Source organism: Sphingorhabdus sp., assembly GCF_044357595.1.
Lineage (GTDB): Bacteria > Pseudomonadota > Alphaproteobacteria > Sphingomonadales > Sphingomonadaceae > Sphingorhabdus_B.
Map to the genome: position 1 here is coordinate 16,546 of NZ_JBIKPH010000006.1, position 15,385 is coordinate 31,930.

The 15,385-nt window shown below is 57.0% G+C and carries 13 protein-coding genes and 1 tRNA gene; 10 read left to right on the plus strand and 4 right to left on the minus strand.

Features of this window, described 5'->3' with window-relative positions:
- Nucleotides 1–71 precede the first annotated feature (71 nt).
- The 10 genes from ACIQ2T_RS01990 to ACIQ2T_RS02035 all read left to right on the plus strand — a co-directional run bounded on the left by ACIQ2T_RS01990 (nt 72) and on the right by ACIQ2T_RS02035 (nt 11,326).
- Nucleotides 72–599: a cytochrome b/b6 domain-containing protein gene (locus tag ACIQ2T_RS01990; protein ID WP_397589366.1), complete on the plus strand. Its 528-nt coding sequence runs from the start codon at nt 72–74 to the stop codon at nt 597–599.
- A gap of 83 nt (nt 600–682) precedes the next feature.
- Nucleotides 683–3,343 carry a pyruvate, phosphate dikinase gene (ppdK, locus tag ACIQ2T_RS01995; protein WP_397589367.1) on the plus strand — a complete coding sequence of 887 codons (2,661 nt, stop codon included), beginning with the start codon at nt 683–685 and terminating at the stop codon, nt 3,341–3,343.
- 39 nt (nt 3,344–3,382) lie between these two features.
- The gene (locus ACIQ2T_RS02000) at nt 3,383–3,958 is read left to right on the plus strand and encodes a DUF1214 domain-containing protein (RefSeq protein WP_397589368.1); all 576 of its coding nucleotides are present in this window, start codon (nt 3,383–3,385) and stop codon (nt 3,956–3,958) included.
- A complete protein-coding gene (locus tag ACIQ2T_RS02005) occupies nt 3,955–4,488 on the plus strand; it encodes a DUF1254 domain-containing protein (protein WP_397589369.1) in 534 nt (177 codons plus the stop codon). Before ACIQ2T_RS02000 ends, ACIQ2T_RS02005 begins: the two co-directional genes overlap by 4 nt.
- 44 nt (nt 4,489–4,532) lie before the next feature.
- Nucleotides 4,533–4,609, plus strand: a tRNA-Arg gene (locus tag ACIQ2T_RS02010).
- Nucleotides 4,610–5,208: 599 nt separating this feature from the next.
- A complete protein-coding gene (locus tag ACIQ2T_RS02015) occupies nt 5,209–6,423 on the plus strand; it encodes a cytochrome P450 (protein WP_397589370.1) in 1,215 nt (404 codons plus the stop codon).
- Between the two features lie 58 nt (nt 6,424–6,481).
- A complete protein-coding gene (locus tag ACIQ2T_RS02020) occupies nt 6,482–7,684 on the plus strand; it encodes a DUF1214 domain-containing protein (RefSeq protein WP_397589371.1) in 1,203 nt (400 codons plus the stop codon).
- A gap of 62 nt (nt 7,685–7,746) precedes the next feature.
- Complete coding sequence (locus ACIQ2T_RS02025) at nt 7,747–9,120, plus strand: DUF1214 domain-containing protein (RefSeq protein WP_397589372.1); 1,374 nt, start codon at nt 7,747–7,749, stop codon at nt 9,118–9,120.
- Nucleotides 9,083–10,285: a cytochrome P450 gene (locus ACIQ2T_RS02030; protein ID WP_397589373.1), complete on the plus strand. Its 1,203-nt coding sequence runs from the start codon at nt 9,083–9,085 to the stop codon at nt 10,283–10,285. Before ACIQ2T_RS02025 ends, ACIQ2T_RS02030 begins: the two co-directional genes overlap by 38 nt.
- A gap of 105 nt (nt 10,286–10,390) precedes the next feature.
- Nucleotides 10,391–11,326, plus strand: coding sequence for an SDR family NAD(P)-dependent oxidoreductase (locus ACIQ2T_RS02035; protein WP_397589374.1), 936 nt, complete (start codon nt 10,391–10,393; stop codon nt 11,324–11,326).
- Nucleotides 11,327–11,375: 49 nt separating this feature from the next.
- Here the strand turns inward: ACIQ2T_RS02035 and ACIQ2T_RS02040 are convergent, their stop codons facing one another.
- From ACIQ2T_RS02040 to ACIQ2T_RS02055, 4 genes are all read right to left on the minus strand, one after another.
- The gene (locus ACIQ2T_RS02040) at nt 11,376–12,188 is read right to left on the minus strand and encodes an SDR family NAD(P)-dependent oxidoreductase (RefSeq protein ID WP_397589375.1); all 813 of its coding nucleotides are present in this window, start codon (nt 12,186–12,188) and stop codon (nt 11,376–11,378) included.
- A 99-nt stretch (nt 12,189–12,287) separates the two neighbouring features.
- On the minus strand, nt 12,288–12,770 hold the full coding sequence (locus ACIQ2T_RS02045) for a VOC family protein (protein WP_397589376.1): 483 nt from the start codon (nt 12,768–12,770) through the stop codon (nt 12,288–12,290).
- A gap of 61 nt (nt 12,771–12,831) precedes the next feature.
- Complete coding sequence (locus ACIQ2T_RS02050; RefSeq protein ID WP_397589377.1) at nt 12,832–13,986, minus strand: sulfotransferase family protein; 1,155 nt, start codon at nt 13,984–13,986, stop codon at nt 12,832–12,834.
- A complete protein-coding gene (locus ACIQ2T_RS02055) occupies nt 13,977–14,990 on the minus strand; it encodes an alcohol dehydrogenase catalytic domain-containing protein (RefSeq protein ID WP_397589378.1) in 1,014 nt (337 codons plus the stop codon). The genes ACIQ2T_RS02050 and ACIQ2T_RS02055 overlap by 10 nt, the downstream gene beginning before the upstream one ends.
- Nucleotides 14,991–15,385: the final 395 nt, after the last annotated feature.

Sequence of the window (15,385 nt, forward strand, 5' to 3'; positions counted from 1 at the left end):
GCTTGATGTGAATCAAAGATCATGGGACCGAATGCGCGCTTGGATTGTTACCTCTCCAAAGGAACATCCACATGGCCGTCATGCAGCGCATTCGCATTTTTCATACGTTTCTAGCGCTTACCGTTCTCGCGGCATATTTTTCTGCCGAAACAGGCCGCATTCATGCGTGGCTTGGTTATGGCGTTGCAGCCCTCATATTGTTTAGGCTTGTGTGGGCACTATCTGGAGCGCCACAATTGGGGCTTGAACGATTTTATCCCTCGTTCAAGGATTTGCGCCTGAAAGGCATCATCACGCATCCGGCCATTAGTCGGATTTTGCTGGCCGGAATCGCGATTTCGGCGATCGGCGCAATCGGGACGGGCATGTTGATGGACAATGGCCGCGCGCTGCAATTCAGTTCGCTCAGCTCCTTTTCCTTCTCGGACGATAATGAAAGCGATAGCGGTGAGAATGAGTCCGGTGAAAAATATGAAGAAGCACATGAATTGATGGCCAATTTGGCAATCGCTTTGGTCGTGATGCACGTCCTGTATCTGTTATCGTTCAAATTTCCGCTGGCGCGCTTCATGCTTTTTGCCAACAAATCGGGAAAATAACCGCCTTCCATACTTGACTCCCGAGCACTGCACTGCACAACGGCGCGCAACGAAATGTGCCGAAAAAAAGGAATAGCTGCGGAATGACTCAATATGTTTTTCGGTTCGGTGGCGGTGTTTCGGACGGTGATGAAACCGTTCGCGGCAACAAGAATATACTCGGCGGCAAGGGCGCGAACCTTGATGGCATGGCGTCTATTGGTCTGCCTGTGCCCCCCGGCTTCACGATCACAACCGAAATGTGCACGGCATATTACGCCAATGGCCAAAGTTTTCCTGACAGTGTCCGCGCCGAGGTTGCCAATGGCTTGGCGCATATTGAGCAGGTAACGGGCAAGTCCTTTGGCGATGCTGTCAATCCGTTGCTCGTATCGGTGCGCTCGGGCGCGCGGGTGTCGATGCCGGGGATGATGGATACTGTTTTGAATCTCGGGCTTAATGACCAGACGGTCGAAGGGCTTGCAAGGTCTTCGGGCGATGCGCGCTTTGCGTGGGATAGCTATCGCCGCTTCATTCAAATGTATGCCGATGTGGTTTTGGAGCTGGATCATGGTGCGTTTGAAGAAGCGCTTGAGATCGCCAAGGAAGACCAAGGCTATTATCTCGATACTGAATTGTCCGCCGACGACCTAAAGGCGTTGGTTACCGAGTATAAGCGCCTTGTCGCCGCCGAATGGGGCAAGCCATTCCCACAGGATGTGCATGATCAATTATGGGGCGCGGTCGGCGCGGTCTTTGGCTCGTGGGAATCGGACCGGGCAAAAGTCTATCGCCGCCTGAACAATATCCCGGGTGACTGGGGCACCGCGGTCAATGTGCAGGCCATGGTTTTCGGCAATATGGGTGAAACATCGGCGACGGGCGTTGCCTTTACCCGTGACCCTGCCACGGGCGAAAACGCCTATTATGGCGAATATCTGATCAATGCGCAGGGCGAAGATGTCGTTGCCGGAATCCGCACGCCGCAATATCTGACCAAGGCGGCCCGCGAACGCGCGGGCGCAAAGCCGCTGTCGATGGAAGAGGCGATGCCGCAAGTATATGCCGAGCTGGCGCGGGTGTTCGACATTCTCGAAACGCATTACCGCGATATGCAAGATATTGAATTCACCGTTGAGCGTGAAAAACTGTGGATGCTGCAAACCCGTTCGGGCAAGCGGACGGCAAAGGCCGCCTTGAAAATAGCGGTCGATATGGCGCAAGCAGGCATGATCACAACCGATGAGGCTGTGCTGCGCGTTGACCCGATGGCGTTGGACCAGTTGCTGCACCCAACGCTTGATCCGCAAGCGGTACGCGACGTGCTGACCTCTGGCCTGCCGGCATCGCCGGGTGCAGCATCGGGTGAAATCGTGTTCGATGCCGACACCGCCGAGCGATTCAATGATATGGGCAAGGCCGTCATTCTCGTGCGTATCGAAACCAGCCCCGAAGATATTCACGGCATGCATGCCGCCAAGGGCATATTGACCGCGCGCGGAGGGATGACCAGCCATGCGGCCGTGGTCGCACGTGGCATGGGGCGTCCATGCGTATCGGGTGCAGGAAGCATTCAAATTGATGCTGCTGCCAAAGTGCTGCGCATTGCTGGCCGCACGTTGAACGAGGGCGATATCATCACGTTGGATGGCTCCACCGGCGAAGTTATGTCGGGCGAAGTGCCGACGATCCAGCCCGAGCTGGTGGGTGATTTCGGGACGCTGATGGTCTGGGCCGATGCTGGCCGCCGGATGAAGGTGCGCGCCAACGCCGAAACGCCGTCCGATGCGCAAACCGCGCGTGATTTCGGCGCAGAAGGCATTGGCCTGTGCCGGACGGAGCATATGTTCTTTGACGCTGCGCGGATTACTGCCGTGCGCCAGATGATATTGGCGGACGATGAAAAGGGGCGCCGTGTCGCGCTCGACAAATTGCTGCCTGAACAACGCAAGGATTTTGCGGCAATTTTTGAAGTGATGGCTGGGCTGCCGGTTACGATCCGCTTGCTTGACCCGCCTTTGCACGAATTTTTGCCGCATCAGCAAAGTGAATTTGCCGAAGTTGCGGCTGCAGCTGGCGTTGGTATTGAGGTGCTGAAGCAACGTGCATCCGAATTGCATGAATTCAACCCTATGCTTGGCCATCGCGGTTGCCGTCTGGGCGTTACCTATCCTGAAATCTATGAAATGCAGGCACGGGCGATATTTGAGGCGGCATGCAGCTTGGCGGTCGCGCCAGTTCCGGAAATCATGATCCCACTGGTCGGCACACGCCGCGAGCTAGAGCTTATGAAAAACGTGGTCGACAAGGCTGCCGAGGCGGTTTTTGCCGAACAAGGCACGCGGATTGAATATCTGGTTGGCACAATGATCGAGCTGCCACGCGCCGCCTTGATGGCTGATGAAATTGCAGAAGTCGGAAGCTTCTTTAGCTTCGGCACCAACGACCTGACGCAAACAACCTTGGGTGTCAGCCGCGACGATGCCGCCCGTTTCCTGACGCATTATGTTGACAAGGGCATTTACGCGCGTGACCCGTTCGTCAGCATCGATGTCGAAGGGGTAGGACAGTTGATCGAGATCGCGGTGAATAAGGGCCGCGCAACGCGCCCCGAAATCAAATTGGGCATTTGCGGCGAACATGGCGGCGATCCGGCATCCATCGCCTTCTGCGAAAAGGTGGGGCTCGATTATGTCAGCGCTTCGCCATACCGCGTGCCTATCGCGCGGCTGGCAGCGGCACAGGCCGCACTTGCAAGTAAGTAGGTTAACCGGCTAGCATTGGCTCTTGGGGGGGCAGGGATTATGAAAGCTTGGCATAGATACGCCATTACGATTGGGCTCGCGCTTGTCGGGGGCACCGCCTTTGCGGTCAACCAGGTGCGCGGCGGTTTAAACGATGGCCGCGTCTCCAACGGACCTTGGGAAACTGGCAAAAGCTTTGGCTCCGTGGACGCCAGTGCACTCACCCGCGCCAAGGTCGCCTTGTCCGGTCTCATGGCGTTGCCCGCCAAAGAGGCCATGTATTTTACAGCGACCCGCGATAGCGATGGCCGTGCGCTGGATGGGCGTTGCACTTATGATGTGCGCGGCGGGAAACTTGATGGCCGCTGGTGGAGCGTCACCTTGTACGAAGGCGAAGGTTGGCTCGTCAAAAATGCGGCAAACCGCTGGTCGGTTCCGGCCAGTGCAGTCACTGCAGACGCGCAAGGAAAGTGGGCGTTCACGGTGTCGCCTGATACGCAGGCGGGCAGTTGGCTGCCAACGGGATCAGTAAAGGCATTTGACCTGACCCTGCGGCTATATCATCCATCGGTGGATGTGATCAAAAACCCTGAAAAGGCTTTGCTTCCCGTCATTGAACGCAAGGGGTGTGCATGATGCGGCGCTGGATTTTTCCTATATTGGCAGGCGGCCTTGTTGCGCTTGGCGCCTATCAAGCGACCTTATTAGCGACGCCTTATGCTTTGATGTATGCGGCGCTTCAGAAAATCGGTGGCGCAGGAGAAGTGAACCGCTTCGCCTTTTCTCAAATGGCGACTGCCGACAATCAACCGATCGTCCGGCCCAGTCCTGATTTATCGTATTCGACCTGTGTGTTTGACCTGTCGAAGGGGCCGGTTCTGGTGGACGTGATGCCTGTTCCGGGGCGCTATTGGTCCGTCAGTATATTTGACGCGCGCACGGATGTTGCCGCCGTGCGGAGCGATCGCGACACACAAGGAGGGCCTGCGCGGATCGCGCTGATGAAAATGGGGCAAAAAGCGCCGGCAGGATATGAACCCGTCCTTCTTGGCTATGACCGGGGCCTTGCTCTGATCCGCATATTGCTTGCCAATCCGTCGGAGTTTCCGGTCGTGGACGCAATCCGCCGGAAATCGACCTGCAAGCAGCTTCCAACGGCAAATTAGGCCTTGCACAACTTTGCCGCCGTCCCTAATAGCGGCGCTGCAGTGCACCCGTAGCTCAGCTGGATAGAGCATCAGACTACGAATCTGAGGGCCGGGCGTTCGAATCGCTCCGGGTGCACCAATTTTTCAATGACTTACAGTAACGCGCACCATGCTTTTGTTGGTTCCTGTTTTACTAGGCATCAGATAGGCATCAGCCGATATCGTTTGGTACGGATCGAAGCTTTGTTTCGAGCGGGCTGATTCGCTTCAATGTAACTCTTGTTCCCCCCACCCCCTTCAAAAACCTACCTGACCTGACCCCACCGGGGTGCCACCCCCCTATTCTGGTTGATGGGACCCACAGTTCCTTCTTACATATTATTCTGCTCGTTCAGAGAGGGGCATAGATGCAGGCCAGCACAACAGCCCATAATCACCATGCATGTCTAGTTATGGGTCGGTAGCGGACAGGCTGCTTTCAAAGCGAAATCGCAGAAAGTCGACATTAGGCTGTCCGTCCTGGCAACGGCGGTTCGCACTAACATTGCGGTCGTTCTCTGCGCAAAATTTGGCCTTTGAAAGAAGTCGTCCGTTCGCTTCTAGATGGTCGCTAACGCCTCAATTAAAAGACATTCTCATTTCACCCTCAAACAAGGGTATTAGAACACCTCTATAACCAGCTACCGTCTCCCATACAAAAGACTGGGCTACACCAGCCGTTATTGGAGAGACCTGCCTGTGGACATCACGGCTACACCGCTTGTACAAAAGCCCGCACACGTCCCAGCGCATCTTGTGCGGGATTTCGATATGTATGAAGGCCCGGTGCGAGGGCAATCCTGCTATTCGGACATTCATCGCCAATGGAAGGCGTTCCAGGATGCCAACCCGCCTGTTTTCTGGACCCCGCACAATAGCGGCCACTGGGCGATCATGCGCTATGATGTGGTCCAGGAAGCGGCGCTCAACGCGGCCAAATTCTCCAACCGTGACATTTTCATTCCACAAGGTACCGCGCCGTTTCTGGTCCCCAGTAATGTCGATGGCCCATTGCATCTACAATTCCGGCGCATTCTCAATCCCTTTTTCGCACCAGGGCCTTTGAAGCGAGCAACGGATGAAGCGCGCGCGCTGACGATAGAATTGATCGACCGGATCAAGCCGAAGGGCCGATGCGAATTCATGAAGGAATTCGCGTCAATCATGCCGGTCATTGCGTTCATGTCGCTGATAGATCTGCCGCGTCAGGATCTTGATCATCTTTTGTCGATTGCCGGTAAGTTTTCACCCACCAACCCCGAGCATACCAAAGCCTGGGCTGACCTGTCGGCATATGTTGCAGGGCAGATCGATATTCGCCGCCGGGTTCCCGGTGATGATTTCCTTTCGTATATGCTGACCGCAACGGTGGAGGGCCGCCCGCTGACAGACGAAGAGATGTTCAGCATGGCACTGCTGGTCATTGCTGGCGGCCTGGATACGGTTGCGATCTCGATCGGCTTTGCCACCGCCTTTCTGGCCCAAAACCCCGGCCATCGCCGCGAATTGATTGAGCACCCCGACCGGTTGGACAAGGCAATCGACGAGCTTCTGCGACGCTTTGGCGTGAGCAGCATTTCCCGCGTTGTCACGGAAGATATCGAGTTTCATGGCGTGACCATGCGTGCAGGCGAGTCTGCACTGCTGATGTTTCCGCTCGCTGGGCTTGATCCGACCAAGAATGAGGATCCACTGACAGTCGACTTTAGCCGCAAAAGTTCAAAGCATCTGGTGTTTGGTACAGGGCCGCATACGTGCATCGGCAACCGGCTGGGCAAGCGCGAAATCAAGCTGTTCCTTGAAGAGTGGCTTCAGCGCATTCCCGATTTTGCACTGGCCCCTGGTACAGAGCCAAAGGTGACGGCAGGCGTCGTCAACAATCTCGAAGAACTGCATTTGGTTTGGGATGCATGAGCCTGCTGCGAGTGTGTAAATTCAACAATTTGATCAAATTGATTTGGGAGTGAATGGTATGGAAACGCAATCGCCAAATGCGGCAAAATCAGGCCTGTGGGATTGGGCGGATTATCTGGAGGCGATGAAGCCCATTGGTGCTGAAGTTCTGGCAACTACGCAAAATCCCGAAAATCCGCAGGATCGGCAGGATACGTGGCGTTTGATGATGGCGACGCTGGCGCAGGCCTATCAGCAGGTCGTCTATGCCGATCCCAACTATCCAGAATTCATTCCGATGTATTCGACAGTTCTGAACCTGTCCGCCCCTAATCCCGACTATCTTTACCGCAGTGCAGAGATTGACGGAAATGGCATCTATCGCTTGCGCGGAAGGCGCGGGACGAACCGGATGACTTTGGTGTCGATGCACTCTGGTTACTATGCGCTTGGCAATGCCAAGCCTAACCCGGACGAGCATGATCTCGATGAGCTGAACATTGCACCTGATGGCACCTTTTCAGTCATTCTCAGTAAGGAGCGACCAGAGGGTTACACCGGCGATTGGTGGTGTCTCAATCCAGAAACGACAATGGTCGGCAATCGGGTTGCGGCTTACGATTGGGCAAATGAACAGGACAGCCAGATCGGCATCGAACGCCTTGACGTGCCATCAAACGCACCGCGCCTGTCCGCGGAAGAGAGCGACCGCCGCCTGAAACTGATGGCAACGTGGGTCGCCCTTCAGCCAACGCTCGGGTATGACCGGATCGCCGACCTCGCCAAGAAGGGGCAGGTCAATACGCTTGAGATCTTTGACTATACCAGTGTTGGCGGCGCCAAAGGCCAGATTTATGTCGAAGGGCTGTTCGATCTGCAACCCGATGAAGGGTTGCTGCTGGAAGCCAAAGTTCCCGATATCTGCAAGTACTGGTCATTTATGCTAACAAACCAGCAGTTTGTAACGATTGACTGGATGCAGCATCAATCGAGCCTGAACGCGTTTCAGGCCCATATTGATAGCGATGGTTATGTGCGCGTTGTTATTTCGCCATCAGACCCCGGCGTGCCGAACTGGCTGGACACGGGTGGCTATCTGCGCGGCGGCATCCAGGTCCGCTGGAACAACTGCACCTCCGCGCCGAATCCGGTAGCGACCAAGATCAAGCTGGCGGACATGCGCGCCCATGTCCCTGCCGAGACCCCGGCCGTGGCCCTGGCAGAGCGCGAAACCGCTCTGCGTGACCGGCGATTAGCAGCACAAATGCGCCGGAGATGGTGAAGATGAGGCGACATGAGCACGACCATTTTTGATACGACAAGCCTTACAGAAAGGATTGCAGAATGATAAAATCGATGGGCCTTCGGGCAACAGTAGCCGCGCTTGCCCTGTTTGCTGCCGGCCCCGTTATAGCAAGCGAGAACGCGCCGACGGCACTGTGGGACTGGGACGACTATCTCGATGCGCTGAAGCCGCTTGGCGATAAGGTCCTGGCCATCACGCAGAACCCTAACAATCCTCAGGACAGGCAAGATACCTGGCGGGCCCTGATGGCCAATGTGGCGCAGGCGCACCAGCAAGTAGTCTATGCCGATCCCAACTATCCCGAGTTCGTGCCGGTCTATTCAACCGCCCTCAATCTTTCGGCACCAAACCCCGATTACCTCTATCGCCGAACGCTTGTTGATGGCGCCGGGGTATATCGGTTGCGCGGAAAGCGGGGGACCAATCTCTTCACGTTGATCTCCATGAGCAACGGCCACTATGCGCTGGGCAATGCCAAGCCAAACACCGGTTCGCATGATCTCGATGAGTTGAAGCTTGGCACTGACGGCAGCTTTTCTGTGATCCTGAGCAAGGAGCGCCCAGCGGGCTACACCGGTGATTGGTGGTATCTTGATCCGCAAACCACTTCAGTGGGCATGCGCGTTGCGGCTTACGACTGGGCAAATGAACAGGATAGCAAGGTCGGTATCGAGCGACTTGACGTTCCATCCAGTGCGCAGAGGTTGAGTGCGGAGGAAAGCGATCGGCGATTGAAACTGATGGCCACTTGGGTCGAAAACCAGCCAAAGCTCGGATATGGCCGGATAGCCGATCTCGTCAGCAAGGGCCTGATCAACAAGCTGCAAGTCTATGATTACAGCAGCATCGGCGGCGCAGAGGGGCAGATCTATGTCGAGGGGATGTATGATGTCCAGCCTGACGAAGGGTTGCTGCTTGAGGCCAAAGTACCCGACAAGTGCAAATACTGGTCATTCCTGGTGGGTGACGAGCAGTTCTTGACGATCGACTGGATGCAGCACCAATCGAGCCTGAACGGCTTCCAGTCGCGCATCGACAAGGACGGGATTGTCCGCATGGTCATCTCGCCGACCGATCCCGGCGTACCCAACTGGCTCGACACCGGCGGATACAAACGCGGGATCATTCAGGTGCGCTGGAACAACTGCACTGCAGCGCCCAATCCAGTAGCAACCAAGATCAAGCTAGCGGAGTGCGTGCCCACGTCCCGGCTGAAACTCCGATCGTCTCGAAACAGCAACGCGAAACGCAATTGCGTGATCGCCGACTTGCCGCACAGATGCGGATCCGCTGGTAGTAACGGTTTGACCGGCTGGAGCCCTTACGATGTGATTGCGAGGGCTCCAGATCGCACAGAAGGGAGAGGATTTTTCGATGACGACCCTGACCCACCCCCAACATGTTCCTGCTGATGTCGTTCGCGACTTCGACTTCTATAATCTGCCAGGCTTGGTGAACGGGTCTTCGGCAGACATCCACAACCTATGGAAGAATGTTCAGGACACCATGCCTGACATTTTCTGGACACCGCGAAATGGTGGCCACTGGGTGCTGACCCGCTATAAGGACATGTTTGATATGGTCCTCAAGCCCGGTATCTTTTCCAATCGGGAAAACCAGATCCCGCTAGGCGGCGCACCATTTTTTGTGCCCGTAAATCTTGATCCCCCGGAACATGGCATTTTCCGCAAGCTGATGATGCCATTTTTCTCGCCCGCTAGTCTGGAAAAGGCGACTACCAAGGCGCGCAGCACGGCCGTCGACATCATCGAGCAGCTAAGGCAGCAGGGCAGTTGCGAATTTTTCGAGGCCTTCGCAGGGGTTATGCCGGTCGTCGCATTCATGACGCTTGTCAACTTGCCCCTCAGCGATATGCCTTATCTGCGTGGCCTGTCGGCCAACATCTCTCCGGTCAATCCGGAAAGCCCGGCAGCCTGGGCCGAATTTGGGGAGTATGTGCGTAAACTTATCGAGGATCGCCGTGTCCGCCCGCGTGATGGCGACCTGTTCTCAAGTTTGCACATGGCCGAAGTTCACGGCCGGAAGTTAACCGATAAGGAAATTTTCGATATCGCTTTGCTGTTTACCGTCGGCGGTCTGGATACGGTCGCTTCGCAGCTCTGTTTTTCCGCCGCCTTCCTAGCGCGCAGCCCCGCCCATCGCCGGGAACTGATCGACCATCCCGACCGGACCGACAGAGCGATCGAGGAACTGTTCCGTCGCTTTGGCGTGAGCAATCTGGCCCGCGTTGTGGCACAGGATGTAGAATTTGGTGGCCGGCAAATGCTCGAAGGCGACGCCGTGTTGCTTCCTTTCCCGCTCGCCGGTCTTGATGAGACCGTTAATCCGGATCCGATGACGGTGGATTTCCAGCGCAAGGGCGCAAGGCACCTGCTGTTCAGTTCTGGCCCGCACCTCTGCATCGGCAATCGTCTTGCCAAAAGGGAAATGCGCATTTTCATGGAAGAATGGCTTCCGCGTATTCCAGACTTTTCGTATGCGCCCGGACACGTTCCCGCGATGGCGACTGGAATTATCAACCATGTCAATGAATTACGCTTGGTTTGGGATGTGTAACGAAAGCGCGCACGAATTCCTGCCGCCCAGTTGTGGATACGCTGGTGATGCTCACACGAGCCTGCTAGCGCCACACTAAGCCCGGCTGAATTAGGAGGCAATCACGTGAGGTTTGACGGATTAACTGCAATCGTTACGGGCGCGGGCGGCGGGCTGGGCAAGACGTTTGCGACGCTTCTGGCTGAACGCGGTGCTTCGGTGCTGGTCAACGATCTGGGTGGCAACACTGTCGGCGAAGGTGCCGATGCTGGATACGCCGAAGTGGTCGCGTCGGAACTCCGCGCGCGGGGATACGATGCCGTTGCCAACAGCGACAGTGTTGCGACGAGTGAAGGCGCGGCTGCCATCGTCGCGGATGCAATGAAGCACTGGGGCAAGGTCGACATCCTGATCAACAACGCCGGCATCGGCGGAGGCGGCATGCCGCTGGAAACGGTGACGGACGACCAATGGGACAAGGGAATTGCCGTTGCTGCCTCGGGCACGTTCTATATGTGCCGCGCTGTATGGGCGCACATGAAAGAGCGCGATTTCGGACGGATCGTCAACATATCGTCCAGTTCCATTTTCGGACTGGGCAGCTATCTGCCCTATCCAGCAAGCAAGGGCGCGGTTTTCGCCATCACCCGCGGCCTTGCATCAAGCGCCCGCGCGATGGGCAAGAATATCTGTGTCAACGCCGTACTGCCCATCGGCAGCAGTCGCATGGCAGAGGACATGGGCCCGGAGATCTCGTCGATGATGAAGCGCGATTTCCCCGCCAGTGCTGTGGCCCCGGTCGTCGGCCTGCTGGTCCACCCCGACGCCCCCTGCAACGGCGAGGCTTTCAGCGTTGGTGGCGGCGGTTTTGCCCGTGTGTTCATGGCGGTAACACAGGTTTATCGCAGCTTGGACAAGAACTGGACGATGGAAGACGTCGCCGCACAGTTTGCTACAGCGATGGACATGCAGAATTTCGTCATTCCGCAAGACTCGCCTGCCGAAAGCGAACTTTACCCTTCTGACGTGCCTTGGGCTTCGTTCAGGCAATATTTTCAGTAAGGTATCAACTCACACGTCTTAGCATGTTTGCTGACCTTCCGTCGCTGTCTCAAGTCTCGGCGTCGGCCAGCATCGTCTCATAATATGGGGTGATCGCCTGGCCCATGCCCGGATGGGTAAAGATGAACTTGCGGTTGTGCCGGATGCCGGCCACAACGATCCGGCCGACTGTTTCGGGATCCAGTGCGTCGCGCATCGGGTCGGCCATGCCGGGTACCACCAGGCTGTCACCATCTGGCCCGCCGAAACGATCGGGTCGGGCGCGTCCTGCTTCGAGGATGCCGGTCCGCACCAATCCCGGGCATAACGCCGAAACTCCGATCCCTTGATCAGCCAACTCGAGCCGCAGGTTCACCGCCAGCGCCACCGCTGCCGCCTTTGATGCAGCATAGGCGGAATGATTGGTAACAACATCGGGAACAACCCCGGCGGCTGAGCTGGTGTTGATTACGTGGCCACCTTCCTTCTGTGCCACCATGCGCGGCACAAATGCCTGATAGCCATGGATAATACCGAGAAAATTCACGCCAAGCATCCAGTCCCAATCGTCGTCTGACATTTCGGCCACGGATCTGAACATGGTAACCCCGGCATTATTACACAGTACGTGCACCGCACCGAAATGAGCAAACACCTTATCGGCGGCGGCACGCACATCGGCCCGGATCGAAACGTCGCAGGCCAACGCCAGCGCCGGAGCACCCAGAACCTCGAGCTCTTCAACAACTCGTGCGGCGGCAGCCAGATCAACATCGAGCACGGCAATCTTCATGCCTTCACGCGCAAATGCAAGCGCCATACCTCGCCCGATCCCGCTGCCGCCACCAGTGATGACGGCCACCTGCCCGCTGAAATGGTCCATCGCTATTGCCTTTCAATCACGAGATTAAGTCTATGTACCCGGCCGTGCCAACATTGGCGCATGGCATCCGGCTCATTCCCGTCTGGGGAAATGCCGCAATCAGTTGAACGGCACGTCAGCAAAGAACTGACTGGATTCACCATCGGGAAGGTATATCAACTCGTAGAAATGACCCAGCGCCTTAGTTGTGTCCATATAGGCTGCTTTCAGCACGTTGCCCAGTTCAGCCTCGGCCACTATGGGAAAGCCCTGTTCCACCAGTTGCTGCTTTATCCCGGAGAACTCTTCTTCAGAATAGACCAGGAAGCCAAGGTGATGGAACCGCGATTCCAGTCCGCGATCTCTCTGCCATTCTTGATAGATGGAAGGCACAGCCTCGTCCGGCTCGATCAATTCGATCATCATGTCACCGGCCCAGGCCAGGGCGATGAAGCGTGCCGGAGCGCCTTCGCCCATCATCTCAAGCATATCCATCACATGCCATTTAGTGATACCGTAATTTTCGCCAAAACGCGCCATGGCCTGCTTGACGTCGTCGACAAGATAGCAGGTCTGGAAATGCCGCTGGAACAGAACTGTCATAACATAACTCCGTAAAATTGCGTGCCGCGAACAAGCGGTAGCTGGTTGACCGAACCCCGCATCAAAATCCGAAGCGGTCCATATATGGGGCAAAGGCGGAGCGGATGGGCGCCTCGTCAGCGATCGCTTCGTACTGGTGACCTTCGCCGCGCTGTTCGCTGTTCTTTGCTGCCCATTCGCCCATGCGCTGCTCTGCTTCTGCCGACAAAGTGAAACCAAACTTGTCATAAATGTTGCGCACAACCCCCAAGGGATCGCGCCGAATGTCTGGCTGGAGAACATTGACGAAGCGTTCGGGATGGCGGTCCTGCGCGGTCATCGTGCGCTTCACCGCTTCCGCCCAGAATGCGGTTTCACGGACCAGCCTGTGCGGCCGGTTGATATCTTCGCCTGCAAAGGCAACCATGAAATTGCCCAGCAGGTTTACCACCGAGGCTAGTGAAGACAGGGGATTGCGATGGGTTTGGACCACGCAGGCATCCGGGAAAACCGCCAGCATTGCCTCAATGCCAAACACATGGCTGGGGTTCTTGAGCAGCCATGGCCGATCATCATTCAACCCGACCAGCCGCAGTATATCCTTGTAGCGACGGAACGATGCGGTCTCGTCGGCTGCCAGGAGCCACTGGTCATACTTAGGAATATCCAACTGCGAGGGAAACCAATTGCTGGTAAAGTGCTGCGCCATCGGCACCAGACATTCATCCACTGCCGATGCCAAGACGCCATGCGCCTGCATCACTTCGGGTGCGGTGATGAACATGTGTTCGACCCCCGCCGCGCAAGCCTGATATTGCGGATGGGCTTCCCATTCGTGCTCCGGCGGGCGCACCAGCGGCCCGTTACACAGCCACTTTTCGATCCCCTGAAACTGGGGGTCCTGGCTCAGCAGATTATGCAGGGCTGTGGTGCCCGTACGGGGCACGCCAACGACCACCAACGGGCGGGGGATTTCGCGGTTGCGATAGCTGGGATACGCTGCCCACTGCGCCTGCGTATGAAGGCGCGATGTCAGCGCGGCCACAATCAGTTCTTGCGCCGCACCTGCGTACAGCACGGACGGTGGTTTTGCATCGAGCGCATCTAGCAATGCGCGCATACCCTCGTGATAGCTTCTGTCGCCAAAATCATCTAGACCGCCCTTCCGAGCGGAAGCAGCGGTGTGAAGTTCGTCAAAGCGGTCCGCCCAGAGGCTTTGCACAGCGGTCAGCCCCATGGGTCGATCAATAGCTTGCCGCCGCCATCTTTACCCGCGCGCAGGTTTTCAAATGCGGCAGGTGCCTCGGCAAAGCCTACGGTTTCGGTGACCATGGCGCGAGCCAGATCGCCATGGTTGTTCAACGCGTCGGCGCAGGCGGCATAGTCTTCGCGCGAATAGACGATCGACCAGCGGATCGTGCAGTCCTTCATTAACCCCATCGCTGGCACAATTGGATCGGGTTGCATGCAAAAGCCCAGCGCGATGATCGTGCCTTGCGGACGGATGAGATCGATGGCGCGGGCAAATACGCCCGGCACCCCGGCCGCTTCAAACACGATGTCGGGCGATCCACCCAGAACCGAGCGGATCTCATCGGCCACGCCGTCGCCTTCTAACAAGAATTTATCGCCGCCCATCTTGCTAGCCAGCCCCTTGCGGCGTCCAGTAGACGCTAGCAGCACGATGTTTTCAACCCCGCGCTGGCGCAACCAGAACAGCACAGACAGCCCGATTGGCCCAGGTCCGATGATGACAACTTTGCTGTCTTTGTCGGGATTGGCCACCCGCACCGCGCGGCAGCCGACTGCCAGCGGTTCGACCAGTGCACTGTCGGCCAAGCTGACCGTCTTGGGCAGTTTGACCGCACCGCGCGCGCTGACCCTTGCGTATTCGGCAAGACCGCCGCCATATTGCGCCCAGCCATTCTGGCACAGCATATCGATCCCGGTCTTGCAGCCTTCGCAGTGGCCGCAGCCGACTACCGGCATTGCGGCGAGATGATCGCCCAGCTTGAACCGATCGACGTTCTTGCCGATCGCTACCACCTCACCGCCGAATTCATGGCCCATCGTGCTGTCTGGCGGCAAAGTCATGCCGTGGCCGCTAGTGGCATGCAGATCGGTGCCGCAGACGCCGCAGCGCGACACCCGCACTACCACTTCGCCCTCGTTCGGTTCGGGATCGGGCAGCGTTGCCACTTCCAGCGGTTTACCTACGGCCTTGAACAGCAGTGCGCGCATAATGACCCTCTCCCTTCATTGCAACTGGCCAATCGGGCTCAGCGGAATTTCGTCTGGTAGCTCAATAGACTTAGTCTAGAGCGCCAATGATATCCAAAATACCCCCAAACGAGGGCATTTGTCTCTCGGCGCTCCAAAGCACGCTCGCGTAAAATCGCAGACCCGATGGCTTCAAGACCAGCTGCTCGCAGCGCAGGCTTTCGGAACGACCCAGATCTTGTCCGAAGCGGGAACATGCACCGCGATGGAGCAGCCCGTACCGTCCACGCTCTGTCTGCCCTTGACAGTGAAGAAGGGTAGATCAGTGGATCGTTATCTTCTGGATCAATCAATGGGTCCTGAGCCTAGATGATCGGCACCAGCTGGAAGAGGCGAGCCTAGGCACTTTCGGAGTA